Source organism: Streptomyces mesophilus, from assembly GCF_040300965.1.
GTDB classification, from domain to species: Bacteria; Actinomycetota; Actinomycetes; order Streptomycetales; family Streptomycetaceae; genus Streptomyces; species Streptomyces mesophilus_A.
Window position 1 is genome coordinate 1 of record NZ_JBEPEW010000173.1, and the last position, 15326, is coordinate 15326.

Genomic DNA, 15326 nt, shown 5'->3' on the forward strand with positions numbered 1-15326 from the left:
CGACCGGCATACGAAGGGTGGGGTGGGGGGGGGGGGGGCGGGCGGGCGCCCCCCGGCCTGTGCCCTCCCCCCTCCCCCGGGGCGCGGGAACCCCGCCCCCAACACCCCCCACCCCCCCCCCACTCCCGGGTGTGCCTCAGCAGTCCGGTACGCCGGGCAGCTTTGCGTCCGGATGATCGATGTAGATGTTGGAGACGAAGCCGCCCTGGTCCCGGAGCCTGCTCCACCAGTTGTTGCTGTAGCCCTCGGCGTTGACGGTGTCGCCCTGCTTCTGGCACTCGACGTACACGGCGGTCGGGCCGCCGAGCCGGGTGACGAGCGGCGAGCTGAGATAGGCGTCCGCGCGCACGGCGACATCCGAGCCCCAGGTGCGGAAGTTGCTGCTGCCACCGCCGCAGTTGTCACTGGTCAGGTAGTACTGGTGGTACGAACCGGGATACGCCAGCGGGGACCCGTTGATCCGGATGTCCTGGCCGACTCCGTTGAGCAGCTGCTCGTAATGGATGTGCGCACCCGAGGAGTTGCCGGTCGAGCCCGTGATGCCGATCTCCTGGCCCTGGGCCACCCCGGCGCCGTTCGCGACGGAGAACGAGGCGAGGTGGAAGTAGTACGTCTTCCAGCCCGAGCCGTGGTCGATGACGATGTAGTTCCCGGCGCCGCCCGCCTGGTAGTAGCGGTATGCGGTGCCGGCCGCGGAGGCGAGCGTCGGGGTGCCTGCCGTCGAGCCGCCGTCGGAGCGTATGAAGTCCAGGGCCCGGCGAACCTCGGCGCTGTGATGGCTGTACGTCCACTGCTGGCCGCACGGGTAGGGCGCCTTGAAGTTGGGCGCGGCCGCGGCACCGGACTCGTCGGCTTGGGCCGGTGTGGTCAGGCCGAGCAGCGCGAGCAGCAGGGCGGCGAGCACGAGCAGCCGCTGTCTGGGGGGCATGGGGTCTCCTCGAAGTGGTTCGGGGGATGGGGGAGTGCGAGGTCGGCCGGAGGGGCGGGGTGTGAAGTCGGCTGGGGGACGGGGGAGTTCAGCACTCGGGCACGCCGGGCAGCCAGGCCTCGGCGACGTCGATGAAGATGTTGGAGATATAGCCGTCGTAGTCCGGCAGGTAGGACCAGGCGTCGTTGGTGTGGCCTTCGTACGTCACGGTCTCGCCGCGCTCCTGGCAGCTGACGCGCACCTGGGTGGGTCCGGGGAGCCGCGCGACGACAGCGGACGAGGTGGTCGACGCCTGGCGTACGGCCACGTCGGTGCCCCAGGTCGGGAAGGTCGCGCCGGTCTGGTCGCCGGTCCACAGGAAGGTCACGTCGACCCAGCCGTTGTCGTTCAGACCCACGTTGTAGAAGGTGCCGTCGGCCAGGTCGATGCCGGCCGGGTTGGCCACGCGGCGGCCGAACTCGTCGAGCCCGCCGTTGTAGCCGCTCTGGTAGGCGGCCTGCGCCTCGGGGGTACCCTGCGGCAGATCACGCCACATCTCCCGTTCGCCGGACGGGTTCCAGTAGTCGTCCTTGGTGTTCCAGGGGCCGACATCCCAGACGGGTGCGGTCTCGCAGCGGGCGGGACCGCAGACCTGGACCGAGTAGTCCCACGTGCCCTTGGGCGACAGGCCGCGGCGCGAAGGCAGTGCCACGAAGTGGTCGTTCGGCTGGATCACATGGCCGTTCGCCGTGGTGCCGCCGACCAGCCCCTCACGGGTGGCGAACAAGCGGTACTTCACCGGGGAGGCCGCGGTGCGCCGGCTCTGTTGCGGTGCTGTGTCGGCGGTCAACTCGACCTTGCGTACGGCGGTTTCGGCACCGCGCAGTGTCAGCCGGACCTGCACGGTGTCCACCGCGTAGGGGAGCCGGACCGCGGTGCCTCCCGCGGGTGCGGTATGCCATTCGCTCCAGCCGCGGTCGGTGGACCGGCCGCGTACGTCGAGGGCGACCTCGGCGCCGCGGGGCACTTCGGCGTCGAGCCGGGCGCGGACCCGGTCCACGGCGCGGTCCAGGCGCTTCTCGGCCAGGACCAGACTGCCCTGGGCGGCCGCGCGCGTACGTACGGACGCCGGACCCGACGGATGCTGCGCGACTCTCAACTGACCTGATCCGTACCGTACGTCGACATCATCCGTGTCGATCACGGACAGGTCGGGGCTCCAGCTGATCGGCCCATCGGCGGCCGGATGCTCGGCCGCACCCGCCGGCCAGGCCTGCCCCGACAGGGCGGCCAGGGCGGCGAGCGCGCCGAGCAGACGTATCGGCCGGCGGCGGGTGTGACGGACGGCGATGTGGGGTCGCATCCGGGTTCCTTCCCTTGATCGTGCACGTGATCCAGGAGGTGAACGCGCAGCGCGCGGCGGGGCGTACGGGGCGCGCCACGGGCACCGCAGCGTAAGGCCCCGGGTGCCGTCGTGCCGCGAGGGATTCCCGGCACAGTCGAAAACTCCAGGTGGCCCCTGGGCACAAGAGCCGCACGGGGCCTTGCGGGAAGGGCGCGCGGACCCGCTAATGACCGGTGTGGCAGGAACGCTGCGCATCCACTTCAGCGACAGGGACTTCCTTCATGTGCAGTTCGCGAAGTCACCCGATCCGATCTGGGAGGCGATCCTCGCCCTCCATGTGCTGACCTCGCCGGAGCCCCGCGTCCCTGTTCGGCTGCGGCCCTGGCGCCGGCGCGCCCGGCACCGTACCGGTACCGAACTGCGCCGCACCTGCCGGCTGCTCGCCGACCTCGCGCCGCCCGACGCCGCGTACTGGCCGGACTTCCTCACGCCCGTCGAGTCCGAGGACGGACTCGCGGCCGGCCTCGACGCCCTCCGCGCCACCTCGGCGGCACGCCTGGCGGGTGAGCTGCGGGTGGCCGCCCATCACCGGAACCTGCCCGCCTGGACCCGGCGCCTGGCCGCCGGCGACCGGGGTCTGCTCGGTCAAGTGGCCGATGCCGTACGTGACTTCCACACCCGGCTGATCTTCCCCGACTGGGGCGAGGTGCACAGCGCCGTCGCCGCCGAGCGCGCGCTGCGCCTGGACGCCCTCGACGGCGGCCTGGGGGCGCTGCTCGCCTCACTGCCCGCGTTCACCTGGCAGGACCCGGTCCTCAGTGCGCCCTATCCGCACGACCACGTGCTGCGCCTGCGGGGACGCGGACTGCGCCTCATCCCCTCGTACTTCTGCCACACCACTCCGGTCGCGATCGTCGATCCGCGGCTGCCGCCGGTGGTGGTCTATCCGCTCCCGCACTGCGGGAGCGCGCCCGCGCCGGCGCCGCACCTCGCCCCGCTCCTTGGCGCGAACCGGGCCCGCGTCCTGACCGCCCTGGAGAACACCGCGACCACCGGCGCCCTCGCCGCCCGCCTCTCGATGCCCGACTCCTCGGTGAGCGGCCACCTGAAGATCCTCAGAGAGGCGGGCCTCATCGAGAGCTCCCGCTCCGGACAGCAGGTCCACCACCGCCTTACGGGGCGGGGGCGGGCGCTGCTCGGGGCGTGACGCCTGAACATCGCCGCATCCAGGGCGAGTTGTGTTCCCGGTGCAGGGCTTGCCGGTGCGTCAGTGGATGGTGGTGTGCGGGGCGAGCTGCGTGGACCAGTTGCTTCGTGCCGTGCCCAGCGCGAACTCGGCCAGCCGGAGGTGCTGGATGTCGGTGGTGCCGGCGGGGGCGTAGATGTGGTGGGCGTCGCGGAGGTAGCGCTCGATCGGCCGGTCCGTGAACAGTCCCGCGGCGGCATGGATCTCCATGGCATTGCGCGCCGTGTCCAGCGCGGATTCCACATTCACCACCTTCGCGTTCATCAACTCGGCGTCGCACGGGTGCCCTTGGTCGAGCAGATGGGCCGAGTGATAGGCGGCGAGGCGCGCGGTCATCAGTCGGGACTGCATCTGCCCGAGCTTGATCTTGACGTTCGACAGATGGTGCAGAGGCTTGCCGAAACGTTCCCGCTCGGCGGCGAACCGGCTGGTCTCCTCGACGAGTGCCTGATGTATCCCCAGGGATACGGCCGTCAGGTTCGCCCGCCCGTACAGGACGCTGGAGGAGTAGGCGACGGCGAGCCCGTCGCCCTCCGCGCCGAGCCGGTTCCCGGCGGGGACACGGCAGTGGTCGAAGACGAGTTCGCCGAAGCTGAACCCGTGCAGTCCCAGGGTGGGCTGTTCGGCGGTGACGGTGCAGCCGGGGCGGTCGGCCTCGACCAGGAACGCGGTGAGCCCACCGGAGCCGGGTCCGGTGCGGGCGACGACGCCGTGCAGATCGCCGACATGGCTGTTGCCGACGAACACCTTGCGGCCGGTGAGCACATAGCTGTCGCCGTCGCGCACGGCACTGGCGGCCATTCCGAGGACGTGCCCACCGGATTCGGGTTCGGTCACCGCGATCGTCGGCAGGCATCCACCCGCGGCGATGGCGGGGAGCCATGTCTTCTTCTGCGCCTCGTCGCCGAAGTGCAGGATCTTCGCGACCCCGAGCTGGGAGGCCTGCGCCATCGCTCCCATCGCGGCACTGACCCGCGACAGTTCCTCGATGATGATCGTCTTGGCGAGGTGGCCTGCGCCCATTCCGCCGTACGCGGCCGGGATGGTCGCCCCGATCCAGCCCTGGTGCGCGATCTGGCGGGACAGCTCGTACTGGACGGTGCGGGCGGATTCCATCGCCGCGATCCGCGGCCGTATCTCGAGTTCGGCGAAACCGCGCACGTCCTCGCGTAACTGTTCGTGGCGGGTGCTGGTGAAGTAGCCGCGGACGGCCGGGCGCAGGCGGGTCTGGGCATGCGTCGTGGGCAACGGAACTCCCGTGTGAGCGGGGGGACTTGAAGGGCGTGCCGCAGTCATGGTGGGCCCGTGTTCGCACATCTGCAAGTACGCCTGCAAGAACACCTGCACGTACATCTGCAAGTACATGCACAGGTGGGACACACGCATCCGCGGGGGAACGTGCGCGGAAGGTGGCAAGCGGTGAGGGGCGGCGGCTTCGCTCACCGGCGGCACGGGTGGGTCACCAGTCGTGCAGGGAACCGTCGAGCTTCAGCCGGTTCACCGGGAGGTACGCGGGCGTGTACGGATGAGCGGTGGCGGCCTCGTCGTCGTAGTCGACGCCCAGGCCGGGGCCGTCACCGGGGTTGAGCAGCCCCTCCGAGAAGCGGTATGCGGGCCGGAACACCTGGTCCGTGGCAGCGGAGTGCTTCATGTACTCCTGAATGCCGAAGTTCGCCACGGCGATGCCCAGATGCAGGGCGGCCGCGAGCCCCACCGGGGAGATGTCCGTGGGGCCGTGCACCCCGGACTTGATCTGGTAGACGGACGCGTAGTCGAGGATCCGGCGCAGCGCGGTGATGCCGCCTGCGTGGGTCACCGGCGAGCGGACATAGTCGATGAGCTGCTCCTCGAAGAGCGCTCGGTAGTCCCAGATCGTGTTGAACACCTCGCCGATCGCCAGCGGTGTCGTCGTGTGCTCGCGCACCCGGCGCAGCACGGCGGTGTTCTCGGCAGGGGTGACATCTTCGAGCCAGAACAGGTCGTACGGTTCCAGATCCTTGCCGAGACGGGCGGCCTGGATGGGGGTGAGCCGGTGGTGGGCGTCGTGCAGCAGCGGCAGCTCTGGGCCGAACTCGTTGCGCACGGCCTCGAAGACGCGCGGCGCGTGGCGCAGGTAGGCCCGCGTATCCCATTCCTCCTCGGCCGGCGCCGGCGAGCGGCGGGCGGGCTCGTGGTCGTAGCGAGCCGTGGAACCGCCGTTGCCGACCGCGGAGTTCGCGCTGGCGGCGACTCCGTACACCGAGTCGAGCCCGGGGATCCCGGTCTGGATACGCAGGGCGCGGTAGCCCTGGTCCAGGTGGGCCCGTATGGAGTCGAACAGTTCCGGTATGTCCCGACCACTGGCGTGGCCGTACGCCAGGCAGCCGCGCCTGCTGCGGCCGCCGAGCAGCTGGTAGAGCGGCAGTCCGGCGAGCTTGGCCTTGATGTCCCACAGCGCTGTGTCGACGGCGGCGATGGCGGCCATGGTGATGGGGCCGCGCCGCCAGTACGCGCCGCGGTAGAGGTACTGCCAGGTGTCCTCGATCGCATGCGCGTCCCGGCCGATCAGCAGCGGTACGACGTGATCGCCCAGATACGAGGCGACGGCGAGCTCGCGGCCGTTGACGGTGGCGTCGCCGAAGCCCACGACCCCGTCCTCGGTGCGCAGCCGCAGGGTGACGAAATTGCGTCCGGGCGACGTGACGAGGACTTCGGCCGAGACGATGCGCGTGGCGCCGTCGGCGGTCCTGCCGGGTTCGGGGGAGTGCTGCTCGGTGAGGGGGCTGGTCACGCGCGGTCCTCCACGGCGTCGGGGCAGGCTCCGGCGGCGGCACGGCACGGTGGCGTCGGAGCCTGACGGGCGGTTCAGGGGTGAATTCCCTTGCCGTGAACCGTACTTGCGCAGGCGTGCCGGTCGGGCGAGCTCGCGGATCCGTACCCTGGTGTCCGCCGTATGCGGGCGGCCGGGAGCTGCGGTGCAGGCCAGGCGTCCTGTGGCACAGGCGTTCGCCTAAGCTGACGGTCCTGGACAGCGACGACAGCCGGAAGCGAGGGCGGGCCACCGTGGGGGAGATCCTGCTCACTGCCGCAGGTCTGTACGTCCTCGTGCTGTTCCGCGCCGGCGGCACCTTCGCCGTGGGCCGCCTCGCCGGAGCGGGTGCCCGGCGCGGCCGCTTCGCCGAGCGGCTGGCCTCGGCCCGGTTCCAGCGCGCCGAACGGGCGATCCAGCGATGGGGCGCACCGGTGGTCGCCGTCTCGTTCCTGACCATCGGCTTCCAGACCGCCGCCAACTTCCTCGCCGGCACCATGCGGATGCCGCTCAGGCACTACCTCCCCGCCCTCTTCCTCGGTGGAGCGGCCTGGGCGCTGCTCTACGCGAGCGCCGGGATCGGCGCCCTCAAGGTCCTCGGCAGGATCTTCGCCGAACACACGGCGCTGGGTGTGGCCGCGGTGGTCGCGCTCCTGCTCGCGGTGCTGGGCGTCCTGACGTACCGCAGGAGAGCCGCCCAGCCCGCGGACGTCACCCCCTCCACGGAGTCCTGACCGCTCGAGGCCGGGCAGCGCGCCCCCTGGGTCCTGCGCACCGGACGCAGTAGGAATCCTTCTCCGCTGCGCCGCTTGACGTTCCATGCTCCGTACCAGATATTCACCGTACGATGAATTAAAGGTCGTGGCGACGCGGCGACACCGGGAGGAGCCATGGGGGCGAGCGTGGACACGATCGAGATCGACCGGCCGGCGGAGGAGGTGTTCGCGTACGCCACGGACCCGGCGACGTTCCCCGAGTGGCAGGGGGATGTGGTGAGGGTGAGCCTCGACAGCCGCGAAGTGGGCTCGCGTTACACCACCGTCCGGAAGATCGGCGGCTCCGAGCGCAGCATGACGCAAGAGATCACCGACAATGAGCCACCGCGTTTCTGGGCCGCGCGCGGTGTGGACGGTCCGATCCGTCCGAACGCGACCGTCGCCGTCGAACCCCTCGGTGCCGGCCGCTGCCGGGTGACGTTCGGGCTGGACTTCGACGGCCGAGGGGTGGCCGCACCCCTGGCGCCGATGGTGCGCCGGATGGCCGCGAAAGGTGCGCCGAAGAGCCACCAACGCCTCAAGGAACTGCTCGAGGGCAACGCCTAGCCGGCGCCGGCATACCCCAGGACGTCGTCGACTCTCACGGCGTGGTGCGCGGGGTGCGCATGCGGCCGTACGCGTACACACAGCCCGCGAGCGCGAGGTCGGACAGGAGCATGAAGCCGATGGAGTACGAGTCCTTGACGCTGTAGATGGCGCCCATCAGCAACGGCGGCACGAAGCCGCCCAGGCCGCCCATCGCGCCGACGATGCCGGTCACGCTCCCCACCTGAGGCTGCGGGGTGACCTGAGCGACCAGGGCGAAGACGCTGCCGCCCGCCGCGCCGAGGCCCGCGGCCATGGCAAGGAGCGCGATCGTGGCCAGCGGTGCCAGCGGCGGGTCGAAGGCCTGCACCACGGCGAACAGCGCGACGACGGCCAAGGCGACCGCGGTGACCACGGCGGGATGAAACCGGTCCGAAAGGCGCCCGCCGATCGGCCGGAAGATGACCGTGACCAGGGCGAACCCGGCTGCTTTGGCACCGGCGTCCGTGGGGGAGAGGTCGTACCAGGTCTTGAGATAGGTCGGCAGGTAGACGCCGAACGCCACGACGCCGCCGAAGCCGATGGCGTACAGCGCCGACAGCTCCCAGGTGACCCGCAGCCTGCCCGCCTGCTGCAGCCGGGAAGCCAGCGAGGAGGTGGGGACCTTGCGGTCGGGGTGGTCACTGATGAACAGCGCACCGAGCACGGCGAATACGGCCAGCCCGAGGGCGACGACCACGAAGGGCAGGTTCTCGCCATGGGCGGCGATCCGGGGTGTGAAGTACCCCGAGAGCGCCACACCCCCGGTGCCCATACCGAACACGCCGAGGGCGAAGCCTCTGCGGCCGGGCGGGAACCAGGAGCTGACCAGGGGGACACCGATCGCGAAGGTCGTACCCCCGAGTCCCAGCAGCAGAGCGACGACGAGCAGCAGGCCGTAGCTGTCCTTGACGGGGATCAGCAGCAGCACGGGGACGATGGTGAGCGCGGAAACCAGCGGAAACATCAGCCTGGCGCCGTAGCGGTCGGTCAGCGCACCCGCCGGGATCCGGCCCAGGGAACCCACGAGTACGGGAATCGCCACGAGCAGCGACTGCTGAAAGGAACTCAGGTTCAGACGGTCCCTGTAGCCCGACGCCAGCGGAGCGATCAGATCCCAGGCCCAGAACGTGAGCGTGAACCCCACCGTCGCCATGATCAGGTTCCGGTACGCGGCGGCGGAGGTGCGCTGGTCGGTGTCCACGCCCCCAGTCAAGGCACGCCTTGTCCCGCGAGCGCGCTGAACTGCGCCGTCCGGATCAGGAACCGGGACGCGGCCCGGTCACCCGATTGCGCGCGAGCGCCCCGCCAGGCGTGCGCGGCAGCGCGCCGACCGCACAGGATGTGGCCATGGCCGACGCGCCGCGGCCCGCGCAGGGCGCCGACGACGGGGAGCTCCCCGCGGCCGAGGTCCGCCGCGGTCGCCCCGGCCGCCCCCGGCGCGCAACCCCACGGCACGCGTCCGCGCCCGTCGCCCGCCACCGGCTGCGCAAGCTGCGCAGCCTGCTGCCCGGCAGCCCCGACCTGCCCGAGCCGAGCGAGCCCCCGCCGCCGCCCCAGGAGTTGATCGCCTTCCTGCGGGTCGTCGGAGCGACCCTGGTCCGGGCGGGCGAGTCCGTCGACGCCGTCCAGGAGACCATCAACCGGCTTGGCGCCCGCTACGGCTTCGACACCGTGCACACCTTCGTGGTGCCGACCGGCGTGTTCGTACGCGCCGGGAAGGCCCCCGACTCGGTGATCGACTTCGCCCCCGTCCAGGGACCTGATCTGCGCCTCGACCAGATCGACCAGCTCTACCGCTTCATCGACGAGGTCTACGCCCACCCCGTCGCCCCGGAGGCCGGCACCGCACGGCTCGCCGAGATCGAGGCGATGCGGCCGCGCTTCGGGTTCTGGACGCGGGTCCTCGGCTATGTCGTCATGACGATGGGGCTCGGCCTGCTGACCCTGCCCAACTCGATGGCGCTCGCCGGGTACGCGGTGCTCGGCCTCGTGGTCGGCATGCTGCGCGAGTACGCGGACCGTGCCGGCCGGCTGGTGAACCTTGCACTCCCGGTGCTCGCCGCGCTGCTCGTCACCGCCGTCGCGTACCGCTACAGCGGGCCGCTGCTCGGCGAGGACCCGACCAAGTTGCTCATCCCGCCCCTGGTGGCGTTCCTGCCGGGCACCGCCCTGACCATGGGCACCATCGAACTGGCCACCGGCTCCATCGTGTCGGGCGCCAGCCGCCTCGTGTACGGCCTCAATGTCCTGATCCTGCTGGCCTTCGGCATCGCCGTCGGGTCCCAGCTGGTCACCGAGCACCCGCTGGCCAAGGACACCTCGGTGGACGCACTCGGAGCCTGGGCGGCGTGGGCGGGTGTCGGACTGCTCGGTCTCGGCTTCGTCCTCAGCTTCTCGGCCTCGCTGCGTACGCTGCCGTGGCTGCTGCTCGTCCTGTGTGTGGCCAAGGTCGGCCAGGATGTGGGCACCACGGTGGCGGGGCCTCTGTTCGGCGCGTTCGCGGGCGGGGTGACGCTGCCGCTGCTCACGCGTCTCATCGAGCGCAATCCGCACGCCCCGCCGGCCCAGGTGGTCTTTCTGCCGGCCTTCTGGATGCTGGTGCCCGGCCGCCTGGGTCTCACCGGTGTCGGGCAGCTCCTTGTGGACCACGAGAACAGCGGCCTCGACACGACCGTCGAGGCCCTGCTCACCGTGGTGGCCGTGGCCCTCGGGGTCCTGGTGGGTGCCAATGCGCTGAACCGGCGTACGGTCCCGGTCCCCGCCGAGCCGGGCCTGCCCCACCCACCCGCCTCGTCCGCTGCCGACCCGTTCGCTTCCGACCCGTCCGGCGCGGCAGGTCCCGACGGGGCGGCGGCCGAGCCGACGCAGCCGGATCCGTCCGAGTTGCCGCCCGAGTCCGCGCCGCGAGGCTAGGACCGTGACCACCGCCCGCCCCACCGCATCAGCCAAGAAGCCCAGCCTCCTGGCGCGGGCGCGCACCCCGCGCAAACCCATGCTGTGGTTCGAGATCGTTCTGATCGCCGTGAGCTACTGGCTGTACTCCCTGGTCCGCAACGCAGTGCCCCAGGAGAAGGCCCTCGCGCTGCGGCATGCCGACTGGGTGTGGGACACCGAACGCCGCATCGGCATCGGCGTCGAGCACACGATCAACCATGCAGTGAACAAGGTCACTTGGCTGATCGTGGGCATGAACTACTACTACGCGACCTTGCACTTCATCGTCACGATCGGCGTCCTGGTCTGGCTCTACCGCTGTCACCCGGGCCGCTACATCAGCGGCCGCCTCGCTCTGTTCGCGACCACCGGAATCGCCCTGATCGGCTTCTACTTCTTCCCGCTGGCCCCGCCCCGGCTGATGGAGGACGCCGGATTCATCGACACGGTCGCCGTGCACCACACCTGGGGCTCCATGAGCCAGGGCAGCGCCGCCTCGGTCTCGAACCCCTATGCCGCGATGCCGTCCATGCACATCGGCTGGTCCACCTGGTGCGCCACGATGATCGCGTGCTTCGCCCGGCACCGCTGGGCGAAGGCCCTCGGCATCCTCTATCCGGTCGCCACCCTGCTGGTGATCATCTCGACCGCCAACCACTTCTGGACCGACGCCCTCGGCGGTCTGATCTGCCTCGGCTTCGGCTTCGCGTTCAGCTACGCCTGGTTCGGCTCCTTCCCCTGGCAGCTGCCGCAGTACATCGAACGGCGCAAACCCGATCCCGTATGACGTCTTCGCGGAACTGGTGCAACTGGCGTCTTGGCCCTGTTGCCGGCACGCACCCGCCTGCGTCATCCGGCGACGCCCCGGCCGCCCTTCGGACGCGGTCTGCGAGGCGCAGACTTAGCGTTTTCGTATGTGCTGGAGTGCATCGGCCGACCTGGTGGCGGGCGGGGTGATCGGCGCCGTCGGGGTCGCCTGCGCGGCACGCGCTGCCCGCGTGCGTCGCCGTGCGCTGCCGCTGGCCGCGCTTCCGCTGCTTCTCGGAGCGCACCAGCTGGTCGAGGCGGTCGTCTGGAACGCGGGCGGCGGCACCGGTCCGGCCACCCTCGTCTGGGCCGTGATCGCTCTGCCGTTGCTGCCGCTGTGGGTCTCCTTCGGAGTGCTGTGCGTCGTTCCGCACCGGGAGCGTCGGCGACTGGTGATTCCGGTGGCCGCCGCGGTGGCCACGTCGGCTGTCCTCGCGTACGTCCTCGTCACGAAACCCGTCGCGGCCGAGATCCGCGGTCACACCATGGGATACGCGATCGGTCTGCCGTATGCGCCCGTGCTGCTCGCCGGCTATCTCCTGGGGACGATCGGGGCGCTGGTGATGGCCGGCGAAAAAGGTCTGAGACTCCTCGGCATCCTGGCCGGCGTCGGCGCGGCGGTGTGCGCGATGGTGTGGCGGCTGGAGTTCATCTCCACGTGGTGCGCCTGGGCCGCGCTGTGTTCCGTGGTGCTGTTCAGGTGGGTCGGCACGGAGCAACCGGCGCCACCCTCGCAGCGCGGAGGGCCGGTGAGAGGGAGCCAGGTCGCGTAGACCCGGCGGGCGCCCGAGCGGCCCCTGCTCGCTCCGGTGGCTGTCATCGGTCGCCCGCTCGGGCGCGCACCTTCCGCAGGTGCCGCCGGTTCCAGCCGGTGATACGGGCGACCTCGGCCGCGTCACCACCTTCGCGGAGCACGGCGACCGCCTCGGCCTGCAGGTCGACGAGCGCGGCGTCCAGGGCGGCCTGTGCCTCGCGGTAGCGCTGGGCGGCGAGTTCGAGCTTTGCGGTGTCCATGTGGTCCTGATGCCCTGTCTTCACACGGACATGAGACTTCCGACGTCTTCACACGGACATGAGCCGTCCGACGCAAGCGACCATGACGTCGGGGAGGGGCGGGTCCTAGGCCAGGGCGCGGAAGACCGCCGTGGAGGCGCGGGCGATCAGCGCATCGTCGTGTGGCGCGTCCGCGTCGTCGCCGTTGCGGCGGGACATCACGGCGAGCACGACCGGCTTGTCGCTCCCGGGCGGCCAGGCGAGAGCGATGTCGTTACGGGTTCCGTAGGAGCCGTTGCCCGTCTTGTCGCCGATGCGCCAGCCGTCCGGCGCTCCGGCCCGGATCAGCTCGTCGCCTGTGGTGTTGCGCACGAGCCAGTCGATCAGCAGTGCACGCGCGTCATCGGCCAGTACGTCACCGAGGGCGAACTGCCTCAAGGAGCGCGCCATCGCGCGAGGAGTGCTGGTGTCCCGTTCGTCGCCCGGCAGCGCCTGGCTCAACTCGACCTCGTAGCGGTCGCAGCGTGTGACGTCGTCGCCGATGGCGCGCAGCGCGCTCTGCAGACCGCGCGGGCCGCCCAGTTCGCGGAAGAGGACGTTGGCCGCCCCGTTGTCGCTGTGGCGGACGGCGGCGTCGCACACGGCGCGCAGTGCCATGCGCGCCCCGATGTGCTTCTCCGACACCGGTGACCATCCTTCGACGTCGGAGGCGCGCACCGTGACCTCGCTGTCGATTCCGGAGGCCCCGCGCTTGTCGAGTACCGCACCCGCGAGGAGCGCCTTGCAGGTGGAGCAGTACGCGAATCGTTCATCCGCCCGGTGGGCCACCTCCCGCCCGGTCGCGGTGTCCAGGGCGTAGACGCCGAGGCGTGCGTCGTACTCCCGCTCCAGCGCACCGAACTCCCGTACCGGCACCGGAGTCTTCGTGGTGCTCTGGGTGCGCGGTCTGCGGGGACGACGGTCCTCGTTCTCGTCGCATCCGACCAGGGGAGCCGCGGCCACGGCGGCCAGGGCGGCGAGAGCGATGCGACGGCTGAGGTTGTCCGGCATGAGGGCGTTTCTCCAGAGGGATGGCTCCGGCTGATCGTATCTCTGGACACGACGGCGCCATGACAGGGCCTTGACATGCCCACAACGCCCGCGACTATGGTCTAGTCCAACAGAACTCACCGTTCCGCATGGGGAGTTGGCCCGTATCCCGGGCTGCTCCCGTGCGTCCCGGTGACGCGCACCTTCGCGCCTCCTGGCCCCACCCATGAGAGGCCGTGCCGCTGCGTGTGGCTCCCCACAGCCGCGCGTTCCCGGCCGGCCTGATGTGAAGGAGACATCTTGTACATCCGAAGGAAGACGGCTGCCCTGATCGGCGCCGCACTCGCCCCGGCTCTCGCCATCAGCCTCCCCGCGAGTTCCGCCAGTGCCCACGGGTACGTCTCGAATCCGCCCAGCCGGCAGGCGCAGTGTGCCGCCGGGACGGTCTCGTGCGGTGACATCTCGTACGAACCGCAGAGCGTCGAGGGCCCGAAGGGCCTGACCAGCTGCAGCGGCGGCAACAGCCGCTTCGCCGAACTCGACGACGACAGCAAGGGGTGGACCGTCACTCCGGTCGCCAGGAGCACCACCTTCTCGTGGAAGCTCAGTGCCCGGCACTCCACGGCGACCTGGGAGTACTTCGTCGGCGGACAGCGCATCGCGCAGTTCGACGACGGTGGCGCCCAGCCCGGCGAGATCGTGAACCACCAGGTCGACTTCGGCTCGCTGAGCGGCAAGCAGAAGGTGCTCGCCGTCTGGAACGTCGCCGATACGGACAACGCCTTCTACGCCTGCATCGACGTCAACGTCGGCGGCTGACGTACCACCGTCGGGGCCGCCCCATGCCGGCCGGCAGGGCGGCCCCATCCCCGGCGCGCCCCTACCCCCCCCATGTACGTCCAGCTCGCGGCACGGGCGCGCCGTCCCCCCACGCCCTCGCCTCCCAAGGAGTCGATGTGAACCGCCGCATACTCGCCCTGGCCACGACGGCCGCCGCCGCCCTCCTGGGCACCCTGACCCTGGCCCCCACGGCCTCGGCGGAGAAGACCGACGACAACAAGGCCGCTGCCGAATTCATCGTGAGCGAAGCGCAGTTCGAGCAGATGTTCCCGAGCCGGAACAGCTTCTACACCTACAGCGGGCTCACCGACGCGCTCGCGGCCTACCCCGGGTTCTCCAACACCGGCAGCGACACGGTGAAGAAGCAGGAGGCCGCCGCCTTCCTCGCGAACGTCAGCCATGAGACCGGCGGCCTGGTGCACGTCGTCGAGCAGAACACCGCCAACTACCCGCATTACTGCGACACCACGCAGTCCTACGGATGTCCGGCCGGCCATGACAAGTACTACGGCCGTGGCCCGATCCAGCTCAGCTGGAACTTCAACTACAAGGCCGCAGGCGATGCGTTGGGCATCGACCTGCTCAACAACCCGGACCTGGTGCAGAACGATTCCGCCGTGGCCTGGAAGACCGGGCTTTGGTACTGGAACACCCAGAGCGGGCCGGGCACCATGACCCCGCACGCCGCCATGACCAACGGCGCCGGGTTCGGTGAGACGATCCGGGCGATCAACGGCACCCTGGAGTGCAACGGGGGCAACCCCGCGCAGGTCCAGAGCCGTATCGACAAGTACCAGCAGTTCACGCAGCTGCTCGGTGTCGAACCCGGCGGCAACCTGAGCTGCTGACCCTCCCGCCCGGCCGAGACCGGATACGGGAGCGCCACCGACACGCCGCGGGGGGGGGGCCGGGGCAGGCGGCGGCGGCGCTGGGTAGGGGGGGGGGGGGGCGCGGGTGGGGGGGGGCGGTGGGTGGGTGGGGGTTGGCGTGGTTGTGGGGGGGGGCTTGGGCGGGGGGGGGGGTGGGTGCGGGGGGGGGGGGGCGGGGTGGAGCGGGTGGGGTGAGGGTTGACCGTCGGACGGTGGGGCGGCCGC

Annotated in this window: 15 protein-coding genes; 8 read left to right on the forward strand and 7 right to left on the reverse strand. The window is 70.8% G+C overall.

The genetic code is table 11. The annotated features are described in order from the left end of the window. Window positions 1-136 precede the first annotated feature (136 nt). A complete protein-coding gene (locus ABT367_RS36105) occupies window positions 137-928 on the reverse strand; it encodes a M23 family metallopeptidase (RefSeq protein ID WP_352257516.1) in 792 nt (263 codons plus the stop codon). An 88-nt stretch (window positions 929-1016) separates the two neighbouring features. Beyond that, window positions 1017-2270 carry an SH3 domain-containing protein gene (locus tag ABT367_RS36110; RefSeq protein WP_352257517.1) on the reverse strand — a complete coding sequence of 418 codons (1254 nt, stop codon included), beginning with the start codon at window positions 2268-2270 and terminating at the stop codon, window positions 1017-1019. 217 nt (window positions 2271-2487) lie between these two features. Here ABT367_RS36110 and ABT367_RS36115 point away from each other — a divergent pair, with 217 nt between their 5' ends. Beyond that, on the forward strand, window positions 2488-3459 hold the full coding sequence (locus ABT367_RS36115) for an ArsR/SmtB family transcription factor (protein WP_434975617.1): 972 nt from the start codon (window positions 2488-2490) through the stop codon (window positions 3457-3459). Window positions 3460-3519: 60 nt separating this feature from the next. Here the strand turns inward: ABT367_RS36115 and ABT367_RS36120 are convergent, their stop codons facing one another. Continuing rightward, a complete protein-coding gene (locus ABT367_RS36120) occupies window positions 3520-4719 on the reverse strand; it encodes an acyl-CoA dehydrogenase family protein (RefSeq protein WP_352257527.1) in 1200 nt (399 codons plus the stop codon). A gap of 238 nt (window positions 4720-4957) precedes the next feature. After that, window positions 4958-6202 carry a D-mannonate dehydratase ManD gene (gene manD, locus ABT367_RS36125; RefSeq protein WP_352257528.1) on the reverse strand — a complete coding sequence of 415 codons (1245 nt, stop codon included), beginning with the start codon at window positions 6200-6202 and terminating at the stop codon, window positions 4958-4960. Window positions 6203-6540: 338 nt separating this feature from the next. Between manD and ABT367_RS36130 the strand changes: the two genes are divergently transcribed. Continuing rightward, window positions 6541-7020 carry a DedA family protein gene (locus tag ABT367_RS36130; RefSeq protein ID WP_352257519.1) on the forward strand — a complete coding sequence of 160 codons (480 nt, stop codon included), beginning with the start codon at window positions 6541-6543 and terminating at the stop codon, window positions 7018-7020. Window positions 7021-7176: 156 nt separating this feature from the next. Next, entirely contained in the window at window positions 7177-7608 is a 432-nt protein-coding gene (locus tag ABT367_RS36135) for an SRPBCC family protein (RefSeq protein WP_352257520.1), read from the forward strand. 34 nt (window positions 7609-7642) lie between these two features. Here ABT367_RS36135 and ABT367_RS36140 read toward each other — a convergent pair whose 3' ends face one another. Continuing rightward, on the reverse strand, window positions 7643-8782 hold the full coding sequence (locus ABT367_RS36140; RefSeq protein WP_352257529.1) for an MFS transporter: 1140 nt from the start codon (window positions 8780-8782) through the stop codon (window positions 7643-7645). A 194-nt stretch (window positions 8783-8976) separates the two neighbouring features. Here ABT367_RS36140 and ABT367_RS36145 point away from each other — a divergent pair, with 194 nt between their 5' ends. The 3 genes from ABT367_RS36145 (at window position 8977) to ABT367_RS36155 (ending at window position 12143) form a co-directional block, all read left to right on the forward strand. Continuing rightward, a complete protein-coding gene (locus ABT367_RS36145; RefSeq protein WP_352257521.1) occupies window positions 8977-10542 on the forward strand; it encodes a threonine/serine ThrE exporter family protein in 1566 nt (521 codons plus the stop codon). A gap of 4 nt (window positions 10543-10546) precedes the next feature. Further along, the gene (locus ABT367_RS36150) at window positions 10547-11350 is read left to right on the forward strand and encodes a phosphatase PAP2 family protein (protein ID WP_434975616.1); all 804 of its coding nucleotides are present in this window, start codon (window positions 10547-10549) and stop codon (window positions 11348-11350) included. Window positions 11351-11477: 127 nt separating this feature from the next. Beyond that, window positions 11478-12143, forward strand: coding sequence for a DUF6629 family protein (locus tag ABT367_RS36155; RefSeq protein WP_352257522.1), 666 nt, complete (start codon window positions 11478-11480; stop codon window positions 12141-12143). A gap of 43 nt (window positions 12144-12186) precedes the next feature. Here ABT367_RS36155 and ABT367_RS36160 read toward each other — a convergent pair whose 3' ends face one another. Together ABT367_RS36160 and bla are read right to left on the reverse strand one after the other, a co-directional pair. Then, window positions 12187-12384, reverse strand: a complete 198-nt coding sequence (locus ABT367_RS36160; RefSeq protein ID WP_352257523.1) for a hypothetical protein — start codon at window positions 12382-12384, stop codon at window positions 12187-12189. Between the two features lie 105 nt (window positions 12385-12489). Next, window positions 12490-13413 (reverse strand): class A beta-lactamase, encoded by a 924-nt coding sequence (gene bla, locus ABT367_RS36165; RefSeq protein ID WP_352257524.1) that lies wholly within the window; start codon window positions 13411-13413, stop codon window positions 12490-12492. A 279-nt stretch (window positions 13414-13692) separates the two neighbouring features. Between bla and ABT367_RS36170 the strand changes: the two genes are divergently transcribed. Both ABT367_RS36170 and ABT367_RS36175 read left to right on the forward strand, forming a co-directional pair. Further along, window positions 13693-14211 (forward strand): lytic polysaccharide monooxygenase auxiliary activity family 9 protein, encoded by a 519-nt coding sequence (locus ABT367_RS36170; RefSeq protein ID WP_352257525.1) that lies wholly within the window; start codon window positions 13693-13695, stop codon window positions 14209-14211. A 137-nt stretch (window positions 14212-14348) separates the two neighbouring features. After that, window positions 14349-15080 carry a chitinase gene (locus ABT367_RS36175; protein ID WP_352257526.1) on the forward strand — a complete coding sequence of 244 codons (732 nt, stop codon included), beginning with the start codon at window positions 14349-14351 and terminating at the stop codon, window positions 15078-15080. The last annotated feature ends 246 nt before the right edge of the window (window positions 15081-15326 follow it).